Source organism: Bradyrhizobium sp. CCBAU 051011, assembly GCF_009930815.1.
Lineage (GTDB): Bacteria > Pseudomonadota > Alphaproteobacteria > Rhizobiales > Xanthobacteraceae > Bradyrhizobium.
This window is the reverse complement of record NZ_CP022222.1, coordinates 726262-746538: the sequence shown is the minus strand read 5'-3', so window position 1 is coordinate 746538 and position 20277 is coordinate 726262. Positions and strand designations below refer to the sequence as shown.

Genomic DNA, 20277 nt, shown 5'->3' with positions numbered 1-20277 from the left:
AGGCTTGGAGGGACACGCATGGCCATCATGATGCCGGCTGCCGATCAGGCGGTTCTTGGCCGTCGCGGCGAGATCGTGGCGGCCCTGCGCGCGATCGTGCCCGGCGAGGGCGTGATCGACAGTGCGGCCGAAATGCAGGTCTATGAATCCGATGGGCTTACCGCCTATCGGCAACCCCCGATGGTCGTGGTGCTCCCCGACACCACCGAGCAGGTCTCGCAGGTCCTGAAATATTGCTTCGAGCAGGGCATCAAGGTGGTGCCGCGCGGTTCAGGCACGTCGCTGTCCGGCGGCGCGCTGCCGCTGGTCGACGGCGTGCTGCTGGGGCTCGGCAAGTTCAAGCGCATCCGCGAGATCGATTTCGACAACCGCGTGGTGGTGACCGAGCCCGGCGTCACCAACCTCGCCATCAGCCAGGCGGTGGCGCATGCCGGCTTCTACTATGCGCCCGATCCGTCGTCCCAAATTGCCTGCTCGATCGGCGGCAATGTCGCGGAAAATTCCGGCGGTGTGCATTGCCTGAAATACGGCATGACCACCAACAACGTGCTGGGCTGCGAGATCGTGCTGATGTCCGGCGAGATTTTGCGGATCGGCGGCAAGGCCGCCGAGAATTCAGGCTACGACCTGATGGGAATCATCACCGGCTCGGAAGGGTTGCTCGGCGTCATCACCGAGATCACGGTGCGCATCCTGCAGAAGCCGGAGACGGCGCGGGCGCTGATGGTCGGCTTCGCCGAGGTCGAAGCCGCCGGCGAATGCGTGGCGCGGATCATCGGCGCCGGCATCATTCCCGGCGGCATGGAGATGATGGACAAGCCCGCGATCCATGCTGCGGAGGCTTTTGTTCACGCCGGCTATCCGCTCGATGTCGAGGCGCTGTTGATCATTGAGCTCGATGGCCCCAGCGTCGAGGTCGACGAACTGATCAAGCGCGTCGAGGCGATCGCGCAAGCCTGTGGCTCGACCACCTGCCAGATCTCCACCTCCGAGGCCGAGCGCAATCTGTTCTGGGCCGGCCGCAAGGCGGCATTCCCGGCGGTCGGGCGGATATCGCCCGACTATCTCTGCATGGACGGCACCATCCCGCGCGGCGCGCTGCCGAAGGCGCTGGCGCGCATCCGCGACCTCTCGGAAAAATACCAGCTCGGCGTCGCCAACGTGTTTCATGCCGGCGACGGCAATCTGCATCCGCTGATCCTCTACGACGCCAACAAGCCCGGCGAGATCGAACGGGCGGAAGCCTTCGGCGCCGACATCCTGCGCGCCTGCGTCGAATTCGGCGGCGTGCTCACCGGCGAACACGGCGTCGGCATCGAGAAGCGCGATTTGATGCCGGAGATGTTTTCGGAAGTAGACCTCAACCAGCAGCAGCGCCTGAAATGCGCCTTCGACGCGCAGGGCCTGCTCAACCCCGGCAAAGTGTTTCCGACCCTGCACCGCTGCGCCGAACTCGGCCGCATGCATGTGCACGGCGGCAAACTGGCGTTTCCGGACATCCCGCGGTTCTAGAAGAGCCCACGTCTGCGATGAGCGAGTTTAGCACCAGCTATCATATTCGCCTCGGCGAAGGTCCTGATGTGCAGAAGGTGCTGCGCCAAGCCAAAGTCAGCGGCGTCGTATTTGGACCGGCGAACGGATGGCTGACCTTCGTTCCGTATCCTAAATCGGTGATGTACCGGGGCGAGGCGCGTTTCGCCGATTATCTTTCGAAGCTGACCCGCTGTCCGGTCCTTTACTATTTTTATGCCGAGGACCATGGCTGGAGCTTCGCGCTCGCCCACACGGAGCGTTCCCTGGTCCAGTTTGCGTGCTGGTGGGACCCGCACCCGGCTGTCGAGCTTGATCAATACGATCCGCTCGCGCTTGCGCCGCTCGTCACGTCGCACTTGCTGGAGCCGCTGCTTCGTTCGTTGGATCGAGAGGAAGCGGTGCGAGAGGAGCCAGCGTATCGGTTTGCCGAACTGCTCGGGCTTCCTGCCTACAGGTGGCTCTCCCCGGAACTGGCACAGGAACGGACGCAGGACCTCCTCAAACAGGGTGGTCGCAAGCTCGGTACCAAGCCCGCCAGCGTAGCGAAGCGGCTTCGGCTTCCGCCAGATCGACAGATCGCGCTGCCGCAACCATATCTCAGTGCACGCGAAGCTCTGGATCTCATCGTCCCGTTCATGGCGCAGTTCAAGGCGCCCTGGAGCCTGACGATGCTGTCGACCTACGGTTTCCGGCTCTCTGACGGTCGTGGCATTTGGCAGGCGCGATGGCGCTATGGTGACAGTGGCGACATGGTGGAGGCCGTACTCATGGAAGACGGCAGGTTGTCGTTCCGCGGCAGTTCAGCCCCGTCTTATGAAACAGATGATCTGATGAAAGCGATGCGCTTGCCCGAGACGTGGCTCGACAGCACCGACATCGCTGCGATCATGGCGAGCCTACCCGTTCCTTTCGGATTGACACCATCATCTCTGGGATCGATGACACTGAGATCCTTCATAGACCATCCGCACATCTGGGAGGTCTTGACACCGGGAGATCGGAATGGCGTTGAACCGTTCGCGTCCTGGGTCGTCCATCTTGACGCGGCTTCCGGGGAAGTCTTGGGCGAACAACTAGGTCGGAGGTTCGGCCACGAGATCGTTCCTGTGCGACAACGCGTGAAGAATGGCGATTGGCTGGACTTGAACTATCGTAATCGATGACCGCATGCGGTTCGTCCATCGGATAGGGTGACCGCATTCGCGCTTGGCCTGCAGCGGACGCAGGCGCACTTGTCTCCGCCATCCATCGCTTTAGAAGGGATAGGATGGGCGGCCTCCGGACGGCGGCCCGCTTGAGAGAGGGACGAGAGGCGGAACCTTGTGGACACCCTGAAAGTACGAGACGCCAAGGATGTCGAAGAGGTTGTGCGCGCGGCGATCGCCAGCGAGCAGCCGCTGGAGATCATCGGCCATGGCACCAGGCGCGCTATAGGTCATCCGATGGCGACCAACGCGGTGCTCGACGTGTCGGCGCTGAACGCGGTTTCTTCCTACGAGCCGAACGAGCTGATCATCACGGTGCAATCAGGCGCCCCGCTCGCCGACGTGCAGTCGCTGATCGATTCCAAGAACCAGCAATTCGCCTTCGAGCCGATCGACACGTCCGCGCTGCTCGGCGTCTCCGGCAACGGCACCATCGGCGGCATGATCGGCGCGGGGCTGGCCGGTCCCCGCCGCATCAGGGCTGGCGGGGCGCGCGATCATCTCCTCGGTGCGCATGCGGTGTCGGGCTTCGGCGACAGTTTTAAAACCGGCGGCAGGGTGGTGAAGAACGTCACCGGCTACGATCTCTGCAAGCTCCTGGCGGGATCGTGGGGTACGCTGGCGGTGATGACGGAAGTCACGCTCAAGGTGATGCCTAGACCTGAGAGCGAGCGCACGCTGGTGCTCTCCGGGCTCGACGATGTCGTCGCGAATCGGGCGATGACCGCGGCGCTCGGCTCGCCCTACGACGTCTCGGGTGCGGCGCATCTGCCGAATTCGGCGTTCCGTCCCGCGACCGGCGTACTTGCAGGTCTGTCGGCGCAGGGGCGGGCGGTCACGCTGCTGCGGCTCGAAGGCATCGCGGCCTCGGTCGCGGACCGCGCGGCTTCGCTGGCCAAGACGCTTGCGCCGTTCGGGCCCGTGGATACGCTGCAGGATGCAGCCTCGGCATCGGTCTGGAGCGCCATCCGCGACGTCGAACCCTTTGCCGCCAGCGGGGCGCTCGGCGTCTGGCCGGTGTGGCGGATCGTCTGTCCGCCGGCTTCCGGCGGCGCGCTCGGCCAGGCGCTGGCGCGCGAGACCGGGGGCGATGTGATCTATGATTGGGGCGGCGGCCTGATCTGGGCAGCCTTGCCGCCCAAGCCGGATGCTCAGGCGGCGTTGGTGCGAGCGCGCGTCGAGGCGGCCGGGGGCCACGCATCGCTGATCCGGGCGTCCGAGCAGGCCCGGCGCGATGTTGACGTCTTCCATCCACAAGCGGAGGGCCTTGCCGCCTTGAGCGAGCGCGTGCGCCACAGCTTCGATCCCAGGATCATCCTCAATCGCGGCCGGATGCTGAGGGGATTAGCGACATGAAAACCGAATTTTCCCTGGCCCAACTCGCCGACCCCGATATCGCCGTAGCCGACAAGATCCTGCGCGCCTGCGTGCATTGCGGCTTCTGCACCGCGACCTGTCCGACCTATGTGCTGCTCGGCGATGAGCTCGATAGCCCGCGCGGGCGCATCTACCTGATCAAGGAGATGCTGGAAAAGGACAGGCCGCCGACGGCGGAGGTGGTCAAGCATATCGACCGCTGCCTCTCCTGCCTCGCCTGCATGACTACCTGTCCCTCGGGCGTGCACTACATGCATCTGGTCGATCAGGCACGGGTGCGGATCGAGAGGGACTATTCGCGGCCGTTGGCCGAGCGGGCCTTGCGCGCGGTGCTGGGGCTGGTGCTGCCGCGGCCCAAGCTGTTTCGCGCCAGCATGGTCATGGCGCGGCTGGCCCGGCCGTTCGCGGCCCTGTTGCCGGCGTCAGGCGCAGCCGCGACACCCGGCCTGTTGCGGCGAATCAAGGCGATGCTGGCGCTCGCGCCGAAAGGCCTTCCGGCGCCAGGACCCTCGGGCGGCAGCGTCTTTCCGGCGATCGGCGAGAAGCGCGGGCGGGTGGCGCTGTTGCAGGGCTGCGCCCAGCAGGTGCTGGCGCCGCGCATCAACCAGGCCGCCATCAATCTCCTGACCCGCCACGGCATCGAGGTCGTCCTGGTCAGGGACGAGCAATGCTGCGGCGCGCTCACCCATCACCTCGGGCAGGACGGCGACGCGCTGGCGCGGGCCCGCGCCAACATCAACGTGTGGAAAAAGGAAGCGGAACAAGGCGGCCTCGATGCCATCCTGATCACCGCATCGGGCTGCGGCACGGTCATCAAGGACTATGGCTTCATGCTGCGCGAGGATCGCGATTATGCTGCTCCCGCAGCGCAAATCTCCGCGCTGGCAAAGGATATCACCGAGTTTCTCAGTGGCATCGCGCTCGCGCCAACGACGCAAAAAGGCGACGTCACAATCGCCTATCACTCGGCATGTTCGCTACAGCATGGACAGAAAATCACAGGCCTTCCGAAAGAATTGCTTTCCAAGAATGGATTCGTGGTGAAAGATGTGCCCGAGAGCCATTTGTGTTGCGGTTCGGCGGGGACCTACAACATTCTCCAGCCCGACATTGCGAGCAGGTTGCGCGATCGAAAGGTCGCCAACATTGCGACAGTCAAACCGGACATGATCGCTGCAGGCAATATTGGATGCATGGTTCAGATTGCCAGCGGTACGTCAGTTCCTGTGGTGCACACGATTGAGCTTCTCGATTGGGCGACAGGAGGTCCAAAGCCTGGATCGTTAACAGGATTGAACTGATCGATCGGCCTAAAGGGCATGATCTGGGAGAGCCTGCCCTGCACTGGGGGCGCCGGTTGGGGGACGGCTTTTCACCGGGATAGACGCGAAAATGTCTGCCTGGAGATCGTGCCTGGATACGGGATGGAGCGGGAGGACACTTCGAAGAAGTGTCGCCCCGGTCTGGCCCAGGACTATTCGAAGCGCTCGACAGACATGGACAGCGTCAACAGGAGGACCAGATGGCGAAGAAGAGTAAGAAGGCCAAGAAGTCTAAAAAGGCCAAGAAGGCCGTAGTGGCGAAGAAGAAATCCGCGAAAAAGGCAGCGAAGAAATCGGCGAAGAAGGCTGCAAAGAAGACCGCAAAGAAGTCGGCCAAGAAGGCCGCCAAGAAATCAAAGGCTGCGCCGAAGAAGGCTGCCAAGAAGAGCGCGGCCAAGAAGAGGGCGGCCAAGCCCGCTGCTCCCAAGACGGAGCCGGCGCCGGCTCCCGAGCCGGAACCCGCGCCCGCTCCAGCGGCGAGCTGGGCCAGCCCGGAACCGTCCAATCCCTCATGGGCCGCCGGCTCGTCCAACGGCGGCGACCACAACTAGACGGTCCCTGTCAGGGGCTGAATTTTTGAAAGGCCGCAGCGTCAGCGCTGCGGCCTTTTTCGTGGACCCTGCGAGGCCCCAGAGACCGTGTTTTCCCGGAAAAGTTGATTCGCAAAAATGCGCTCTGTGGTGTGTCGCCGGCGTCGCTTTTTGCCGTTCCGAATGTCGCGCCGACGGGCGGGCGACCCCCAAAATTGTTGTGGGAATGCAACACACGCCGACAAGATTTATCGAAATCGGCAGAATGCCTAAAAAGGCGGCGGCTGCTTGACTTTTTTGCTTCACGACAATGGCCCCTCAGCCCACTGTGTGACTGCGTTAAGACATTTGGCCGCAGTCGCTTATCGTTTGCCCCGGGGGGCCGGAGCGGGACTGTCTAGAAGGTGGATGGGGATCGTCATGAAGAAACTGGCTTTGTTGGCAACGGCGCTGGCAATGGTATCGGGCTCGGCTCTCGCTGCGGATCTGCGGGTGAAGGCCGTGAAGGCGCCGCCGCCGCCGGCATTCGATCCCTGGGATTTCGCCTTCGGCGCCGGGATCACCAACGACTACATCTTCCGCGGCATCACCCAGTCCAACCACAAGCCGTCGGTCAACGCTTACTTCGAACCGCGCTACAACGTCACCAAGGACTTCCAGCTCTATGTCGGCCTGGGCGCCGCGAGCATCTCCTTCCCCAACCGCGCCGCGGCTGAAGTCGACGCCTACGGCGGCGCCCGCCTGACGGTCGGTCAATTCGCCTTCGACGTCGGCGCCTGGGGCTATCTCTATCCGGGCGGCACCTGCCATTACGGCTTCGGCGCGACTACCGATTTCGCGGGCGTCCCGCTCAGCAACGAGTGCCAAATCAACCAGCTGGTCAACGGCAACGTCATCAAGAAGGACCTCAGCTTCTTCGAGGTCTATGGCAAGGTGAACTACACCTTCAACGACAACTTCTCGATGGGCGGCAACGTCTATTATACGCCGAGCTTCCTCAACAGCGGCGCCGAAGGCACCTACGCCTCGATCGTCGGCAAGGCGATCGCGCCGAGCGCTTGGTTCGGCGCCAGCGGCATCGGCATGTATGTGTCGGGTGAATTCGGCCGCCAGTGGCTGGGCACGTCGGACTCCTTCTACGGCGTCGCTGCGTTCCCGAACGGCATCAACTATGCCGATTACAACACCTGGAATATCGGCATCGGCTTCACCTACAAGGTGTTCACGCTGGACTTCCGTTACTCCGACACCAACCTGTCGAAGGGTGATTGCAACGCTTTCACCAGCGACTTCGCCGCTCGTGGCAACGTCAACGGAACCACCCTTGGTACCTTCGTGACGCCGATCAATCCGTCGGGCGTCGGTTCGAACTGGTGCGGCGCCGCCGGCATCGTCAAGCTCTCGGCTGACCTGACCGCGATGACCAACCTGAAGTAAGATCTTCCTGTCGAAGACGAGGGGGCGGCAGAGCGATCTGCCGCCCCTTTTCTTTTGGGTGGCGCGATGAAACGGAATTGGCGTCGCGTGATGCGGAAAGCGATCGCCCGCAACGATCACCGCAGCGTTGTGGCGGGCGCGGTTGCGGGCCTCGGCGGCGCGATTGCCATCGGCGCCATGGAGTGGTTCTCGCTCGCTTTGCATTATCCGCTCGCGGTGATTCCGTTCGCCACCTCGATCGTGCTGGTGATCGGATCGCCCGAGGTGGCGCCGGCGCAGCCGCGCGCTTTGATCGGCGGGCATCTGGTGTCGGCGCTGGTCGGCCTTGCCGTGCTGAAACTGACGGGGCCGCAAGCCTGGGCCGCGGCCATGGCCGTCGGCCTCTCCATTCTGGCGATGTACGTGACCGGCACCTTTCACCCGCCCGCGGGCATCAACCCGCTGCTGGTGGTTTCAGGCAACCTGCCGTGGACGTTCCTGCTGGCGCCGGTGCTGGCCGGCGCGCTGCTGTTGACCGCGTTCTCCTATGTCTGGCACCGCTGGGTACGCCGCCAGCCCTGGCCGCAGCGTTGGATGTAGAGCGCTCCACGACTACGACGCAGCGGCGCGCGTTCCATCCTGAACCGCAAAGCGGTCGCCATCGCGGGTGAAAACGACATTGCGCCCGTGAAACGCGTCGAGCGTCGAGCGGTGGCCGATCGAGACGATCGTGCTCTGCGGCAATTTCTGCTCGACCAGGCGGTACAGCGCGGCCTCCGAAGGTTCGTCGAGCGAGGCGGTGGCCTCGTCGAGGAACAGATAGTTCGGCGCGTGCAACAACGCGCGCGCAAGTCCGAGGCGCTGCTGCTCGCCGAGCGAGAGCGTGCGATTCCAGTGTCCTTCTTCGCCGATTTGCGACGCGAGCTTCGGCAGTCCCACCGCTTCGATCGCGCTGCTGATCTGGCTGTCGGTGAACGTGCCGTCCTTGGCCGGATATTCGACTGCGCTGCGCAGCGAGCCGGTCGGGAAATACGGCCGCTGCGGCAGCATCATCAGTGTTGCGCCGGCAGGGATCGCGATCGTACCGGCGCCGAACGGCCAGATGCCGGCGATGGCGCGGAAGAGCGTGGATTTGCCGGAGCCGGACGGGCCGGTGACCAGCGTGCGCTCGCCCTTGCGCAAGGTGAATCCATCCGCGGTCACCAGCGGCGTTCCGTTCGGCAGGCGCAGCGCCACGCCCTTGAGGTCGATCGCGCCGCCGCCTCCCGCGGTGACATGAATCCTGTCATCGCTGGTAGCGAGCTTTTCTGCTGCCACGACGCCCGCCTCGAACCCATCGAGACGGTTGACCACCGCCTGCCACTCCGCCAGCGATCGATAGATGGAGATGAAGAACGAAAGCGCACCCTGCACGTTCGAAAATGCCGACGCGGTTTGCATCATGCCGCCGAGCTGGATCTTCTGCGCAAAATAGGCCGGCGCCACCAGGACATAGGGAAAGATCACTGAAGCCTGATTGTAGCTCGCCGTGAACGCCGTTATCTTCTTGGTCCGGCTCATGATGGCGAGCCAGTTCTCCACCACGCGTCCGAATCGAACCAGCAGGCGTTCGCGCTCCGCGGCCTCGCCGTGCAACAGCGCGATCTGTTCGGAGTTCTCCCGGACGCGCACCAGATTGAAACGAAAATCCGCTTCGTATTGCTGTTGCCGGAAATCGATGCCGACCAGCCGCCAGCCGATCAGATGCGTCAGCACGGTGCCGAGCACCGAATAGATCAGCGCGACCCAGACGAGGTAGCCGGGAATTGCATATTCCTCGCCAAACAGGTGCAGCGGTGCGGCGTTCGAAAGGCTCCACAGCATCACGACATAGGACGCCAGCGTGACAATCGAGTTCAAGAGGCCGACGCCGATGTTGAGCGTGCGATCGACGAACAGTTTGACGTCGTCGGTCATGCGCTGGTCGGGGTTGTCGGCCGCATCCCCCTGAAGCTGCATCCGGTAGTGGTTGGCCTGATGCAGCCAGTCCCCGAGATATTGCGCTGTCATCCAGCGCCGCCAGCGGATCTGCAGCCATTGATTGAGATAGAGCTGGTAGACCGCCAGCACGATGAAGATTGTCGCGAGGACGCAGAAATAGATGATCTCGCTGACGAAGGAGTCCCAGTTTCGGTCCTGCAGGGCGTTGTAGAAGCGGGCGTTCCACAGCGTGATCAGGACGTTGATGCCGACGACGGCAAGCTCAATGGCGATCACGGCGGCGAGCAGCGTCAGGCCCGCCCACTTGTCCTCGGAACGGAAATAAGGGGCGGACATGCGCCACACGGTGGCGAGCGTCGAGCGGATATTGTTCACAGATCACCGTCTCCGGGGAATCGGGCCTAACGCCCTGAAAGGATGGAAGAATTGGGGTCTACTACGAAGGTCTGGGCAATTTACCGCCTGCGACGGCTTGTCGCAGCCCTTGGCTAGACCCTAGCATGGCTGCGGCGGCGAGGGGCGGTGGCCATCGAACTTCGCGAGGTTGTGAGCGTTGGCGAGCCCAAAGCAAGTCCAAGGCAAAGTCCAAGGCAAAGTCCAAGGCAAAGCTCGAGGCAGCCCAACCCCGCTTTTCCACGGTTGTTCCCGCCGATCGATTCAGCACGTGACCGGCCATCCACGCCGGCACGCCAACAACAATGTGGGGAGAACCGCAATGTGGGACCAACACTATAATCCGCTTGGCAACGCCGCGCTGTCAACGATCGCCGCCGCCGTGCCCGTCGTCACCCTGTTGGTGCTGATTGCGAGCGGCAAGGTCAAGGCGCATCTCGCCGCCATCGTCGCGCTTGTTGTCGCCAACATCATTACGATCGTCATCTTCACCATGCCCGCCGGCATGTCGATCCGCGCCTCGCTGCTCGGCGTCGTCATCGGCTTCTTCCCGATCGGCTGGATCGTGCTCAACGTCATCTTCCTCTACCGCATCACCGTCGAGACCGGCCGCTTCGAGTTGTTGCAGCGAGCGATCGGCGGCGTCACCACCGATCGCAGGCTGCAGCTTCTCCTGATCGCATTCGCGTTCGGCGCGTTCTTCGAAGGCGCGTCCGGCTTCGGCACGCCGGTTGCGATCACCGGCGCGGTCCTGATCGGTCTCGGCTTCTCGCCGCTGGCCGCCTCCGGCCTGTCGCTGATCGCCAACACCGCGCCGGTCGCTTACGGCGCGCTCGGCACGCCGATCCAGGGGCTGGCGTCGGTGACCGGCCTTGATCCCTATGTGCTCGGCGCCATGGTCGGCCGGCAGTTACCGTTCTTCTCGCTGATCGTGCCGTTCTGGCTGATCTGGGCCTTCGCCGGCTGGCGCGGCATGATCGCGATCTGGCCGGCCATTCTCGTCACCGGCGTCTCCTTTGCGGTCCCGCAATTCGTGATCTCGAACTTCATCAACCCCTGGATCGTCGATATCGGCGCGTCGCTGATCTCGATGGGCTGCCTGATCCTGTTCCTTAAAGTTTGGCAACCGCGCGAACTCTGGCTGTCGCCCGCGCTCCGCAGCCACGATGAATCGGCTTCGACAATGAAGCCCGCCAAGCCATTGGATACAACGAAGCTCAGCCAGGCCCAGCTCTGGAGCGCGCTGCTGCCGTGGATCATCGTCTGCATCGTGATGCTGATCTGGGGCACCGGCGCGTTCAAGGGCTGGGCGAACGCGAACTTCGCCTGGAAATTCGAGGTGCCTGAGCTGCACAATATGATCAACAAAGTGCCGCCGGTGGCCGCCAAGCCGACGCCGGAGGCCGCGCTGTTCGACTTCACCTATCTGTCGTTCACCGGGACGGGCATGCTGATTGCCGCCATCATCTCCGGCCTGCTGATGGGTTATTCGCCGGCGAAGATGACAGGCGAATACGGCCGCACCATCAAACTATGCGCGATCTCGCTGATCACGATCTCGGCGATGCTGGCGATCGGCACGCTGACGCGGCTCTCCGGCGTCGACGCCACGCTCGGCCTCGCCTTCGCCGCCACCGGCGTGCTCTATCCCTTCTTCGGCACGCTGCTCGGCTGGCTCGGCGTGGCGCTGACGGGATCGGATACATCGTCGAACGTGCTGTTCGGCAACCTACAGAAGATCACCGCCGAACAGCTCGGCCTGTCGCCGGTCTTGATGGCGGCCGCCAATTCTTCCGGCGGCGTCATGGGCAAGATGATCGATGCGCAATCAATCGTCGTCGCCTCGACCGCCACCAACTGGTACGGCCACGAAGGCAGGATCCTGCGTTACGTCTTCCTGCATTCGATCGTGCTGGCCTGCCTCGTCGGCGTACTGGTGACGCTGCAAGCCTATGTCTATCCGTTCACGCTGATGGTGTTGAAGTAGGACCGCAGATGGAGCGACCCGCCAACGATCCCCGCGGCCGACGCCGCGGGGATTTGTTATTGGTACGGGATTCGTGCTGAGGCCCCGTTTTGCGTGTGGTCTCGCAAGACCGACGGGCGTAATCAAACGCGGCCAAGCTCATCCCGGAACCAACCACCGCGGTGTTTTGGATCAGGTCTCGCCACCGGCGAAGATATCCTTCTTGATGACCGCATGGACGCCCCAATTTCCATCGACCACCTGGGTGATGCCGAAGTCGACGCCAACCGTAATCAAGGAGATTGCCTCATCTTCGGTCAGCTTCTTGGTTGTCATCAGGAATTTGCGCATCTTGCGGAAAGCATCGCGCAAAGCCAGGTCAACCGACGATTTCGAGTAAATGTCTGACTGCGCCTTGTCTCCCAGTTCGGTGAGATAATTGGCGAAGCTGAAGCCGTGCACCAGCCACTCATCCCTGGTTTCCAGCATCGGATAGTCGAGGGCTTCGAGAGCCGTGCCGACGAGGTCGGCTTTCTTGTGCAGAATGATCTGGAAGGTGCCGTTCAGCGAGCTTTCGATGGCCGTGCCGCAAAGCTCGGAGTCTCCCTGCGAAGCGTGTGGGTCGCCAACAGACAGCAGGCCGCCTTCGACCGCGACCGGATAATACATCGTGGCGCCCTTGCCGATCCGCCAATTGTCGATGTTGCCTCCGGTATAGCTCGGCGGAATTGAATCGACGATATCGGCTTCCTTTGGTGCCAGGCCGATGACGCCGAAATGCGGACGTATCGGAATGCGCACATTCTTCAGGATGCCGTGGTTCTCCTTGATTGTGGAGTGATCGACCGGAACGCCGGGATAGTCGATGGTTTTGTGCACGACGCCCGAAGGATCGGTCTGTGGAGTCCATTGGAAATTGTACACGGCTTTCGCCCAGTTGCGTTCGCCTGATGCGTCGACCTCATAGATCGTGATCACTTCGCGCGGTTTAGGCTCGGTCAACAAGTCCTTGTAGTGAAAGCCCCACCATGCCGCCGCGTTGCTACCGAAAGCTTTTCCACGATATTGAGGATTGGCGCATGGCCGGGGCGTGACGTCGATAATACGCAACTCGATCACGTCGCCCTCCTGGGCGCCGCGGACGTAGACCGGGCCTGTGCAGATGTGCACGCCAAGGCCCTCGCCGGCGCCACGCCCGAATAGCGAGGCATCCATCGGTCCGGCGCCGCGCCGGTTTACGCCCTTCTTTTCCTTGGTCCACAGGAACACGCTTTCGGCGCCGGGATCGCCCTTCACCATGCGCTCGGCGTCATCATTGGCGTGGTGCGTTAGCGCCTCAATCGTAATGAAGTCGCCGGAATCGATCTCGACCTGCGGTTTCAGTTTCTTGCTGAAATAGCCCCAATGCACCGTTTCGGCACTTGCCGGCAGATGATGATAAGACCGCTTGGCGGGTTGGTTCCTTTCGGCAGCAGCCGCCATCTGCGGCGTCACCAGAGAAATGCCGCCCGCGGTCATCGCTGCGGCGCCTCCGGCCGCGGCGAAGCTGGACCTCAAGAACGATCGGCGTTCGCGATCAAGCGTTTCCTTGAACTCGCGATGGTGCAATTCAAATTCCGGACAGTTTTTGTCATCACCCGCGCACATCGTATTCTCCCCGATTTGAACGCGTATCCAGGCGCACGCCTGATCCCACCTCAGTTCATCGCAACAGTCAAAGCGTTGCTGCATCATGAAGTGAATGAAAAATAGCTCCTTTGCTTATTGCTTGAGCCTTGCGTGCTCAACTATTGGGAAATTCCACATCATTGCCATGCGCATCGATGAGGTGGTCGAATGATGGGCGCTGTTCATGCCGACGGGTGGACATTCCGTTTGTTGAGGCGGCTCCGATAATAGCGGCAATACCATTGAAACCAGCCGCGCGGATCGTCCGGATGTATCCAGCCTTTCCTGCGCCACACCGAAAGAGGTTGGCTGTCGGCGACGCCAAAGAAATTCAGCCTGGCGTCTGCGCGTTCGGACGAGAGTTTGGCCTTCGCGAACCAGCTTGCCGGAAACTCCTCCCTGCAATCAGTCATGTATCTTTCGCCGAAGATGCCGAGGCGCAGCATTTCCGGCGGCGTGAGATCGCGACGGAAGCCCAGATCAAAGCTTCGGCCCACGGGCGCGACGAGAACGTACCGGTAACCCCGCTGCATCCGATCGTTCACGACTATGGTTCGCTGCTGCACCGCGACAGGACCCTCGCTCAGCGACTGCTGGATCGCTTCACCAACGATAGGACGTCGGGGAGGGAACGCAAAGACGGGGGAAGATAGCTGCAATTTATCGGGCGGTGGCATTCACGGCCCTAGCCAATCACGTCGCCGTCCAATAGAACGGCGCGCGGCGCGGTGGGGTCCGGTATTTTCGGGAGGGTGCATGATTTCATTCGTACGTATGGCCCGGGCAGGCGCCGCTTCGCTTCTGGTGACCGCAATGGTTTTGCCGTTCAGCCCGGCGCGCGCCGATGACGGTTTTCCGTTCGGAGCGGAAATGCAGCTCGATGTGGATCGTCAGCGCGGGTCGAAGCGGATTCCCAATCTCGAAATCGGCGATGCCGGCGAGGTGGCCCTCGAACTCTGGTGCAAGGGCGGCAAGGGCCAGTTTTCGGTGGCGGGCAATACGGTGATCTTCGTGCCCGGCGCGATGGAAGATCGTCCCTGTCCACCAGACCGCGCCCAGCAGGACGACGAGCTGATCGCCGCGCTCGCCGCTGTGGGCACCTGGAAGCGGCAGGGCGATTTCGTATCGTTCATCGGCACGTTGACGCTGCGCTTCCGCATCAATACGAACTAGGTCGTGACCCCAGAAAAGCGATTGAGAACCCACGCATCCTGATCCATCGTGCCCGGGGTAGGTGGGTGGGGGTACATGGTTCAAGAACCGGTCAGAGAGCTTTGTGAGATTGGCGCGAAGCTGACAGATGGTCTCAGTGCGGAGCAACTGAAGGCCGCTGAGAAATACGTTGATGAACTTACACAGCCTCTTGGTCAGGATGACATTGAGGCGCTCTTTTCTTGCTACCGCCAAGACGGCAACACTGCTTTCGGCATTAATTGGTCGATTTTGCATGGATCGAGGCGTCGCCTGACTGGCCCCTGTGGAACTTGCTCGAAGATGAGCGAAACGAATGGGTTCGCACATTGCGCCTCCGCCTAGCGAATGGAGGCTTTCACCCTCCCGCCGAAAGTGATTCAACATCGGCATGAGCCGATATGATCAGAACCGATAATGCTCTAGCCGGCGGTTACTGCGTCGCAATCAAGCCGCTGGCGGTGGCAATGATCCAGCGGTTGCCCCAGCGCACGATGGACTCGACGCGTCCGAGTCCGGGAATGGTGTCGCCACGCGCGGCCATCTTGATACCGTCGGGACCTTCGAGAACGGCGGTGCCGTCGCGAACGTCGACAACTGTCCACCCGGGAATTGTCGCCGGCCTGGTTTCCGGCGCCGCGACCAGAGGCTGCCGCATTGCGAAGGCAGCGGAGGGGGCCGCATTGGCCTGGGAGGCCGGACGCGCGGCGGCCGACAATGGCGCGGATGGCTTGGGAATGCTTCCGACAATGGCGGGCGAGTCTGCCGCGGATGCCGTCTTCCGGGCGCTTTCGATCTTGCCCGGCCGTGCTTCGGCAGTTCGCGGCGCGGGCGTTTCCGTCTGCGCAACTGTTTCAAGGCCGAGCGTGCCTGCGAATTCGGGCCAGCTCAGACCGCCGGTCCATCCGAGCCCAAAGCTTGCCACCACAGCCACGATGACCAGCGAGGCGTTGCGCGCCCGGTCGCGAGATGACTCCCGCACCACCAGGACGTCGTCGCGATCGTCCTTGAAGAAATTCCACGAGTTCGCCGGCTGTTCCGGCCCCCGGCCGTCAGCCACATTCCCCGTCCACATGCTCTCAAAGGTACTCGGCGCGCGGTCTTGCATGGCGTTACCCAGGTTCAACTGGCCGATGATGTCCCCTTAAGCTGAATCGAGTCTTAACGATCAAAGCTCGCAATGTGCTCGGGGCTATTTTTCCTTTGAGGGCGCGCTGCGGGGCGACCGATCACTGTGCCGATGCATGCTCCGGCAAAGGCATCGTCAAGCGCGCAGCTACCGCTATCGTGCATACGGATCATTTCCACACACTCTTGTCGGCGTCCCAGCGCTGGCCCTTGAACTCCTTCGCCAGCGCCTCGATAGAGCCGTTGTCGTCGTTCGGTTCGCCGCCTTCCTCGTCGCCGGTGGAATCTTCCGACAAATGCAGTTTGGGACCGGTGCCTTCATCCGCGGTCGTGATCACCGGGCTCGAGATCCACAGCATCAGCCGGTCAGAAGCGCCCGGTTTGTCCGGCGAAACCAGCGCGGTGATTTCGACAGTTTCGGTCAGCGCGAGCGCGGGATAGATCGGGCTTGGCCGCTTGAAGCTTAGCGTGAGTTTTCCGGTGTTGGCGTTCCAGTCGGCGCCCGCCGGCTTGGCGGCCAGCGTTTTCGCGAGCACGCCTGAAACGGCCGACGCGATCTTGTCCCGGTTGATCTTGTCGCCGTCGCGCCATTCGGCTGCCGCAAAGCGGATGGTGCGGTCCATCTCGACGGAGCCGCTGGTCCATCCGGCTGCGACCACGCCTTGCGTCGACTTGGCTTTTGCAATCAGCGCTGTGGCGCGTTCCGGATCGGCGGTAAGGTTGATGGTCTGCTCGCCGGCGCGCAGCGCGTCGCAGGAGACCGAAAGGCTTGACAGCCCGACCTCGACGGCCTCGCCCTTCAGACCCTTAAGGAAATCAAGCGCCGCGTCGAGTTTTATCCGCACGCTGATCGCTTCCGGCGAAACGTCGGTAAAATCCTTTGGCGCCGGCGTGATGCCGTCGTCACTGGTCTGATTGTCCAAAAACTCCTTCTCGCTGAGATCGGAATTGTCCGTAGAGGCCACTTCGGTCACGTTTGAGCCAATGGTGATCTGGCCGCGGAATTCGAAGGTGTCGCCGACAGGCTTGCGCAGCAGTTTGACGGTGACCGGCAACTTGTCACCGAGGCTCTGCGTGGTGCCGGTCAGGTTCTGACCGTTGACGGTGAGGGTGGCAACGAAGCGGTCCTTGCGGTCGGAGCCCTTGGCGGCGGGATAGCAGACGTCGAGGGTAGCCGCGGTGACGGTCTTGCCCTGGCGGGTTTCCTTCAGCACGACGTCGGCGTTGCCGTCCATCAGGCCGTCGATCGCGGTGAAGTAGCGCGTCTCGGTCGTGCCCGGCGCCGTCTTGGGCTGCAGTTTCATCTGGGCGAAGGCAAGGTTCGGGGAAGCCATCATCAGACCGAGCAGGCAAGGCAAGAGCGCGCGCATATGGAAGTTCCTCAGACGGAAGGGAATTGGCGTCGTCGTAACTAGCAAATCCCGGTAGCATTTTCGAGCGAAGTGGATGCCGGTTCGCGTGAAGAAAACGAGTCAAAACAAAGAGAAAGCGCGGTATCGGTTCTCCGTCTGAACCGATACCGCGCTTGTCATTCGCCAAAAAAGAAGGCCGCCCCGGAGGCGGCCTTCGATCTGTTTGAGGGAGAAGGGCAGGGCTTAGAAGCCCATGCCGCCCATACCACCCATGCCGCCGCCACCGCCGGGCATTGCCGGCGCTGCTTCCTTCGGCAGTTCGGCAACCATCGCTTCGGTGGTCACCAGCAAGCCGGCGACGGAGGAGGCGTCCTGCAGCGCAGTGCGCACCACCTTGGCCGGGTCGATGATGCCCTTGTCGACCATGTCGACATATTCCTCGGTCTGGGCGTCGAAGCCAAAGGTCTCCGACTTGTTCTCGAGGATCTTGCCGACCACGATCGAGCCCTCGACGCCGGCGTTCTCCGAGATCTGGCGAACCGGGGCTTCCAGCGCCTTGAGCACGATGTTGATACCGGCCTGGACGTCGGAATTGTCGTTGTTGATGCGGCCGACCGCCTTTTTGGCGCGGAGCAGCGCCACGCCGCCGCCCGGCACGATGCCTTCCTGCACGGCCGCGCGGGTCGCGTTGAGGGCGTCCTCGACGCGGTCCTTCTTCTCCTTGACCTCGACTTCGGTCGCACCGCCGACCTTGATCACCGCGACGCCACCGGCGAGTTTTGCAAGGCGCTCCTGCAGCTTCTCGCGGTCGTAGTCCGAGGTGGTTTCCTCGATCTGCGCCTTGATCTGCGTAACGCGGGATTCGATGTCCTTCTTCTTGCCCGCGCCCTTGACGATCGTGGTGTTCTCCTTGTCGATCACCACCTTGCCGGCGCGTCCCAGCATGTTGATGGTGACGCTTTCGAGCTTCATGCCGAGTTCATCTGATATCAGCTGACCGCCGGTCAGGATCGCGATGTCTTCCAGCATGGCCTTGCGGCGATCGCCAAAACCCGGCGCCTTGACGGCGGCGACCTTCAAGCCGCCGCGCAGGCGGTTGACCACCAGCGTCGCCAGCGCCTCGCCCTCGACGTCCTCGGCGATGATCAGCAACGGGCGGCCGGACTGCACCACGGCTTCCAGCACCGGCAGCATCGACTGCAGGCCGGACAGCTTCTTCTCGTGCAAGAGCACGAAAACGTCTTCCAGCTCGGCCGTCATCTTCTCGGCGTTGGTGATGAAGTAGGGCGACAGGTAGCCGCGGTCGAACTTCATGCCCTCGACGATGTCGACCTCGGTCTCGAGCGACTTGTTTTCCTCGACCGTGATCACGCCTTCATTGCCGACCTTCTGCATCGCCTGCGCGATCATCTTGCCGATGGCGGTGTCGCCGTTGGCCGAGATGGTGCCGACCTGGGCAACTTCCGAGGAAGCCGCGACCGGCTTGGCGCGCTTCTCGATATCCTTGACGACGGCGTGGACGGCGATGTCGATGCCGCGCTTGAGATCCATCGGGTTCATGCCGGCAGCAACCGCCTTGCCGCCTTCGCGCACGATCGCCTGAGCCAGCACGGTGGCGGTGGTGGTGCCGTCGCCCGCGGTGTCGTTGGTCTTGGAGGCGACTTCGCGCAGCATCTGCGCGCCCATGTTCTCGAATTTGTCCTCGAGCTCGATCTCCTTGGCGACGGTGACGCCGTCCTTGGTGATGCGGGGAGCGCCGAAGCTCTTCTCGATCACGACATTGCGGCCCTTGGGACCAAGCGTCACCTTCACCGCGTTGGCGAGAACGTCGACGCCGCGCAGCATACGGTCGCGGGCGTCGCCGGAAAATTTAACGTCTTTGGCAGCCATTGTTTGGACTCCTGAATGATTGGATACGGTCGTGCGCCGCGCTAATGCGTCATTGCCGGGCTTGACCCGGCAATCCACCACCTTCGCGAGACTCTTCCGAAGGGATGGATGCCCGGGTCATCCAGCGCGAAGACGCGCTTCCCGCTTTCGCCCGGGCATGACAAGGATTGCTTACGTCAGCACGCCCATGATGTCGGACTCCTTCATGATCAGGAGTTCCTCGTTGTCGATCTTGACCTCGGTGCCGGACCATTTGCCGAACAGCACGCGATCGCCGGCCTTGAGGTCGATCGGGATCAGCTTACCTGCCTCGTCACGGCCGCCCGGGCCGACGGCGACGACTTCGCCCTGCGACGGCTTTTCCTTGGCGCTGTCGGGAATGATGATGCCGCCCTTGGTCTTCTCCTCGGCATCGATGCGCTTGACCACAACGCGGTCGTGCAGCGGACGGAATTTGGATTTGGCCATGACGTCTCCTCTTGAAGTTCCTCTGGGGAGGCTCGGTTTCAGGTCTGCGCCATTGAAAATGGCTGATATGCCGGGTATTCGAAGCCGCCCCGGGCGGGACAGCACGCCCCTTAGCAATCTTTGAGTTTGAGTGCTAAACGTGGGGCCGGGAAATATGGCTTGGCGCTGTTCCTGTCAAGCAAACAAGGGGGTTAAGGCCTTCTTGAGGCCAGTATAGGATGCTCCACGGAAACCAAATCGGTGCAGCGGCGTAAACTCAACCGACGTCATTGCTCCGGCAGGCTTTTTACGGTTGGCTGCTTGACGGGAGCGGCCAAAAATTGCTCGGGGGAATGCGATGATCAGCTCACGTAATGCGCATACGGTTGCCAATCTGGCGATCGCGTCGGCGCTGACGGTCTTGCTGGCGGCGTGCAGCAGCATGAGCCTGCCGTCGCTGTCGTCCGGCCCGGCACCCGATGCCGAACCCGCCGTTGCGCCGGAAATGCCGGCCACCATCCGGTCCGACGAGATCGTCGGTCGCTGGGGCCTTGCCTCGTTCCAGAATCCCAATGACCGCGCCCGCACCGAAGCTGCCGCGCGCGGGCAGTGCAAGCAGCCTTATGTGATCGGCGCCGGCACCTCCGGCGGCGTCGTCATGCATCTGGCCGACCAGGCCACGCCGCAGGAACTGCGCCTCAAGGGTAGCCCGAGCGGCAAGAACTATATCGGACCGGCCGGTCCCGCCGGCGGCGAACAGGACCGCGAGATCGTCTCGTTCGACGGTCGCGTGCTGGTGACCCGCTTCATCGAAAAGGACGCCGCGGTCCGTTACGGCAACATGGTCTATGTCCGCTGCGCCCCCCGGGCGTGAGTAGA

The 20277-nt window shown here is 62.6% G+C and carries 16 protein-coding genes and 1 pseudogene; 10 read left to right on the top strand and 7 right to left on the bottom strand.

All coding sequences use genetic code 11. From position 1 onward, the window contains the following. Positions 1 to 18 precede the first annotated feature (18 nt). The 7 genes from ACH79_RS03615 (at position 19) to ACH79_RS03585 (ending at position 7983) form a co-directional block, all read left to right on the top strand. Complete coding sequence (locus ACH79_RS03615; protein WP_161849799.1) at positions 19 to 1512, top strand: FAD-linked oxidase C-terminal domain-containing protein; 1494 nt, start codon at positions 19 to 21, stop codon at positions 1510 to 1512. Between the two features lie 17 nt (positions 1513 to 1529). Further along, entirely contained in the window at positions 1530 to 2696 is a 1167-nt protein-coding gene (locus tag ACH79_RS03610) for a hypothetical protein (RefSeq protein WP_161849798.1), read from the top strand. A 159-nt stretch (positions 2697 to 2855) separates the two neighbouring features. Further along, a complete protein-coding gene (locus tag ACH79_RS03605) occupies positions 2856 to 4094 on the top strand; it encodes an FAD-binding protein (RefSeq protein ID WP_161849797.1) in 1239 nt (412 codons plus the stop codon). Continuing rightward, positions 4091 to 5416 (top strand): glycolate oxidase subunit GlcF, encoded by a 1326-nt coding sequence (gene glcF / locus ACH79_RS03600; protein ID WP_161849796.1) that lies wholly within the window; start codon positions 4091 to 4093, stop codon positions 5414 to 5416. The genes ACH79_RS03605 and glcF overlap by 4 nt, the downstream gene beginning before the upstream one ends. 221 nt (positions 5417 to 5637) lie before the next feature. After that, positions 5638 to 5988: a histone gene (locus ACH79_RS03595; RefSeq protein ID WP_161849795.1), complete on the top strand. Its 351-nt coding sequence runs from the start codon at positions 5638 to 5640 to the stop codon at positions 5986 to 5988. Between the two features lie 399 nt (positions 5989 to 6387). Then, complete coding sequence (locus ACH79_RS03590) at positions 6388 to 7404, top strand: TorF family putative porin (protein WP_161849794.1); 1017 nt, start codon at positions 6388 to 6390, stop codon at positions 7402 to 7404. Positions 7405 to 7494: 90 nt separating this feature from the next. Then, positions 7495 to 7983, top strand: a complete 489-nt coding sequence (locus ACH79_RS03585; protein WP_246738410.1) for an HPP family protein — start codon at positions 7495 to 7497, stop codon at positions 7981 to 7983. A 12-nt stretch (positions 7984 to 7995) separates the two neighbouring features. Here ACH79_RS03585 and ACH79_RS03580 read toward each other — a convergent pair whose 3' ends face one another. Continuing rightward, positions 7996 to 9738 carry an ABC transporter ATP-binding protein/permease gene (locus tag ACH79_RS03580; protein ID WP_161849792.1) on the bottom strand — a complete coding sequence of 581 codons (1743 nt, stop codon included), beginning with the start codon at positions 9736 to 9738 and terminating at the stop codon, positions 7996 to 7998. Between the two features lie 340 nt (positions 9739 to 10078). Here ACH79_RS03580 and ACH79_RS03575 point away from each other — a divergent pair, with 340 nt between their 5' ends. Then, a complete protein-coding gene (locus ACH79_RS03575) occupies positions 10079 to 11743 on the top strand; it encodes an L-lactate permease (protein WP_161849791.1) in 1665 nt (554 codons plus the stop codon). A gap of 171 nt (positions 11744 to 11914) precedes the next feature. On the opposite strand, the gene ACH79_RS03570 is transcribed toward ACH79_RS03575, so the two are convergent. Together ACH79_RS03570 and ACH79_RS03565 are read right to left on the bottom strand one after the other, a co-directional pair. Then, the gene (locus ACH79_RS03570; protein WP_161849790.1) at positions 11915 to 13369 is read right to left on the bottom strand and encodes an acetamidase/formamidase family protein; all 1455 of its coding nucleotides are present in this window, start codon (positions 13367 to 13369) and stop codon (positions 11915 to 11917) included. 236 nt (positions 13370 to 13605) lie between these two features. Then, positions 13606 to 13923: pseudogene (locus ACH79_RS03565) on the bottom strand (hypothetical protein); the annotation flags it as partial. Between the two features lie 223 nt (positions 13924 to 14146). Between ACH79_RS03565 and ACH79_RS03560 the strand changes: the two are divergent. After that, complete coding sequence (locus ACH79_RS03560; RefSeq protein WP_371419359.1) at positions 14147 to 14563, top strand: META domain-containing protein; 417 nt, start codon at positions 14147 to 14149, stop codon at positions 14561 to 14563. A gap of 451 nt (positions 14564 to 15014) precedes the next feature. Here ACH79_RS03560 and ACH79_RS03555 read toward each other — a convergent pair whose 3' ends face one another. The 4 genes from ACH79_RS03555 to groES all read right to left on the bottom strand — a co-directional run bounded on the left by ACH79_RS03555 (position 15015) and on the right by groES (position 19419). Next, positions 15015 to 15641, bottom strand: a complete 627-nt coding sequence (locus ACH79_RS03555) for a hypothetical protein (protein WP_161849789.1) — start codon at positions 15639 to 15641, stop codon at positions 15015 to 15017. 238 nt (positions 15642 to 15879) lie between these two features. Continuing rightward, on the bottom strand, positions 15880 to 17079 hold the full coding sequence (locus ACH79_RS03550) for a hypothetical protein (protein WP_161849788.1): 1200 nt from the start codon (positions 17077 to 17079) through the stop codon (positions 15880 to 15882). A gap of 225 nt (positions 17080 to 17304) precedes the next feature. Beyond that, positions 17305 to 18951: a chaperonin GroEL gene (groL, locus tag ACH79_RS03545; RefSeq protein WP_161849787.1), complete on the bottom strand. Its 1647-nt coding sequence runs from the start codon at positions 18949 to 18951 to the stop codon at positions 17305 to 17307. A gap of 171 nt (positions 18952 to 19122) precedes the next feature. Further along, positions 19123 to 19419 carry a co-chaperone GroES gene (gene groES, locus ACH79_RS03540; RefSeq protein WP_161849786.1) on the bottom strand — a complete coding sequence of 99 codons (297 nt, stop codon included), beginning with the start codon at positions 19417 to 19419 and terminating at the stop codon, positions 19123 to 19125. A 337-nt stretch (positions 19420 to 19756) separates the two neighbouring features. Here groES and ACH79_RS03535 point away from each other — a divergent pair, with 337 nt between their 5' ends. Beyond that, complete coding sequence (locus ACH79_RS03535) at positions 19757 to 20272, top strand: hypothetical protein (RefSeq protein WP_161849785.1); 516 nt, start codon at positions 19757 to 19759, stop codon at positions 20270 to 20272. The last annotated feature ends 5 nt before the right edge of the window (positions 20273 to 20277 follow it).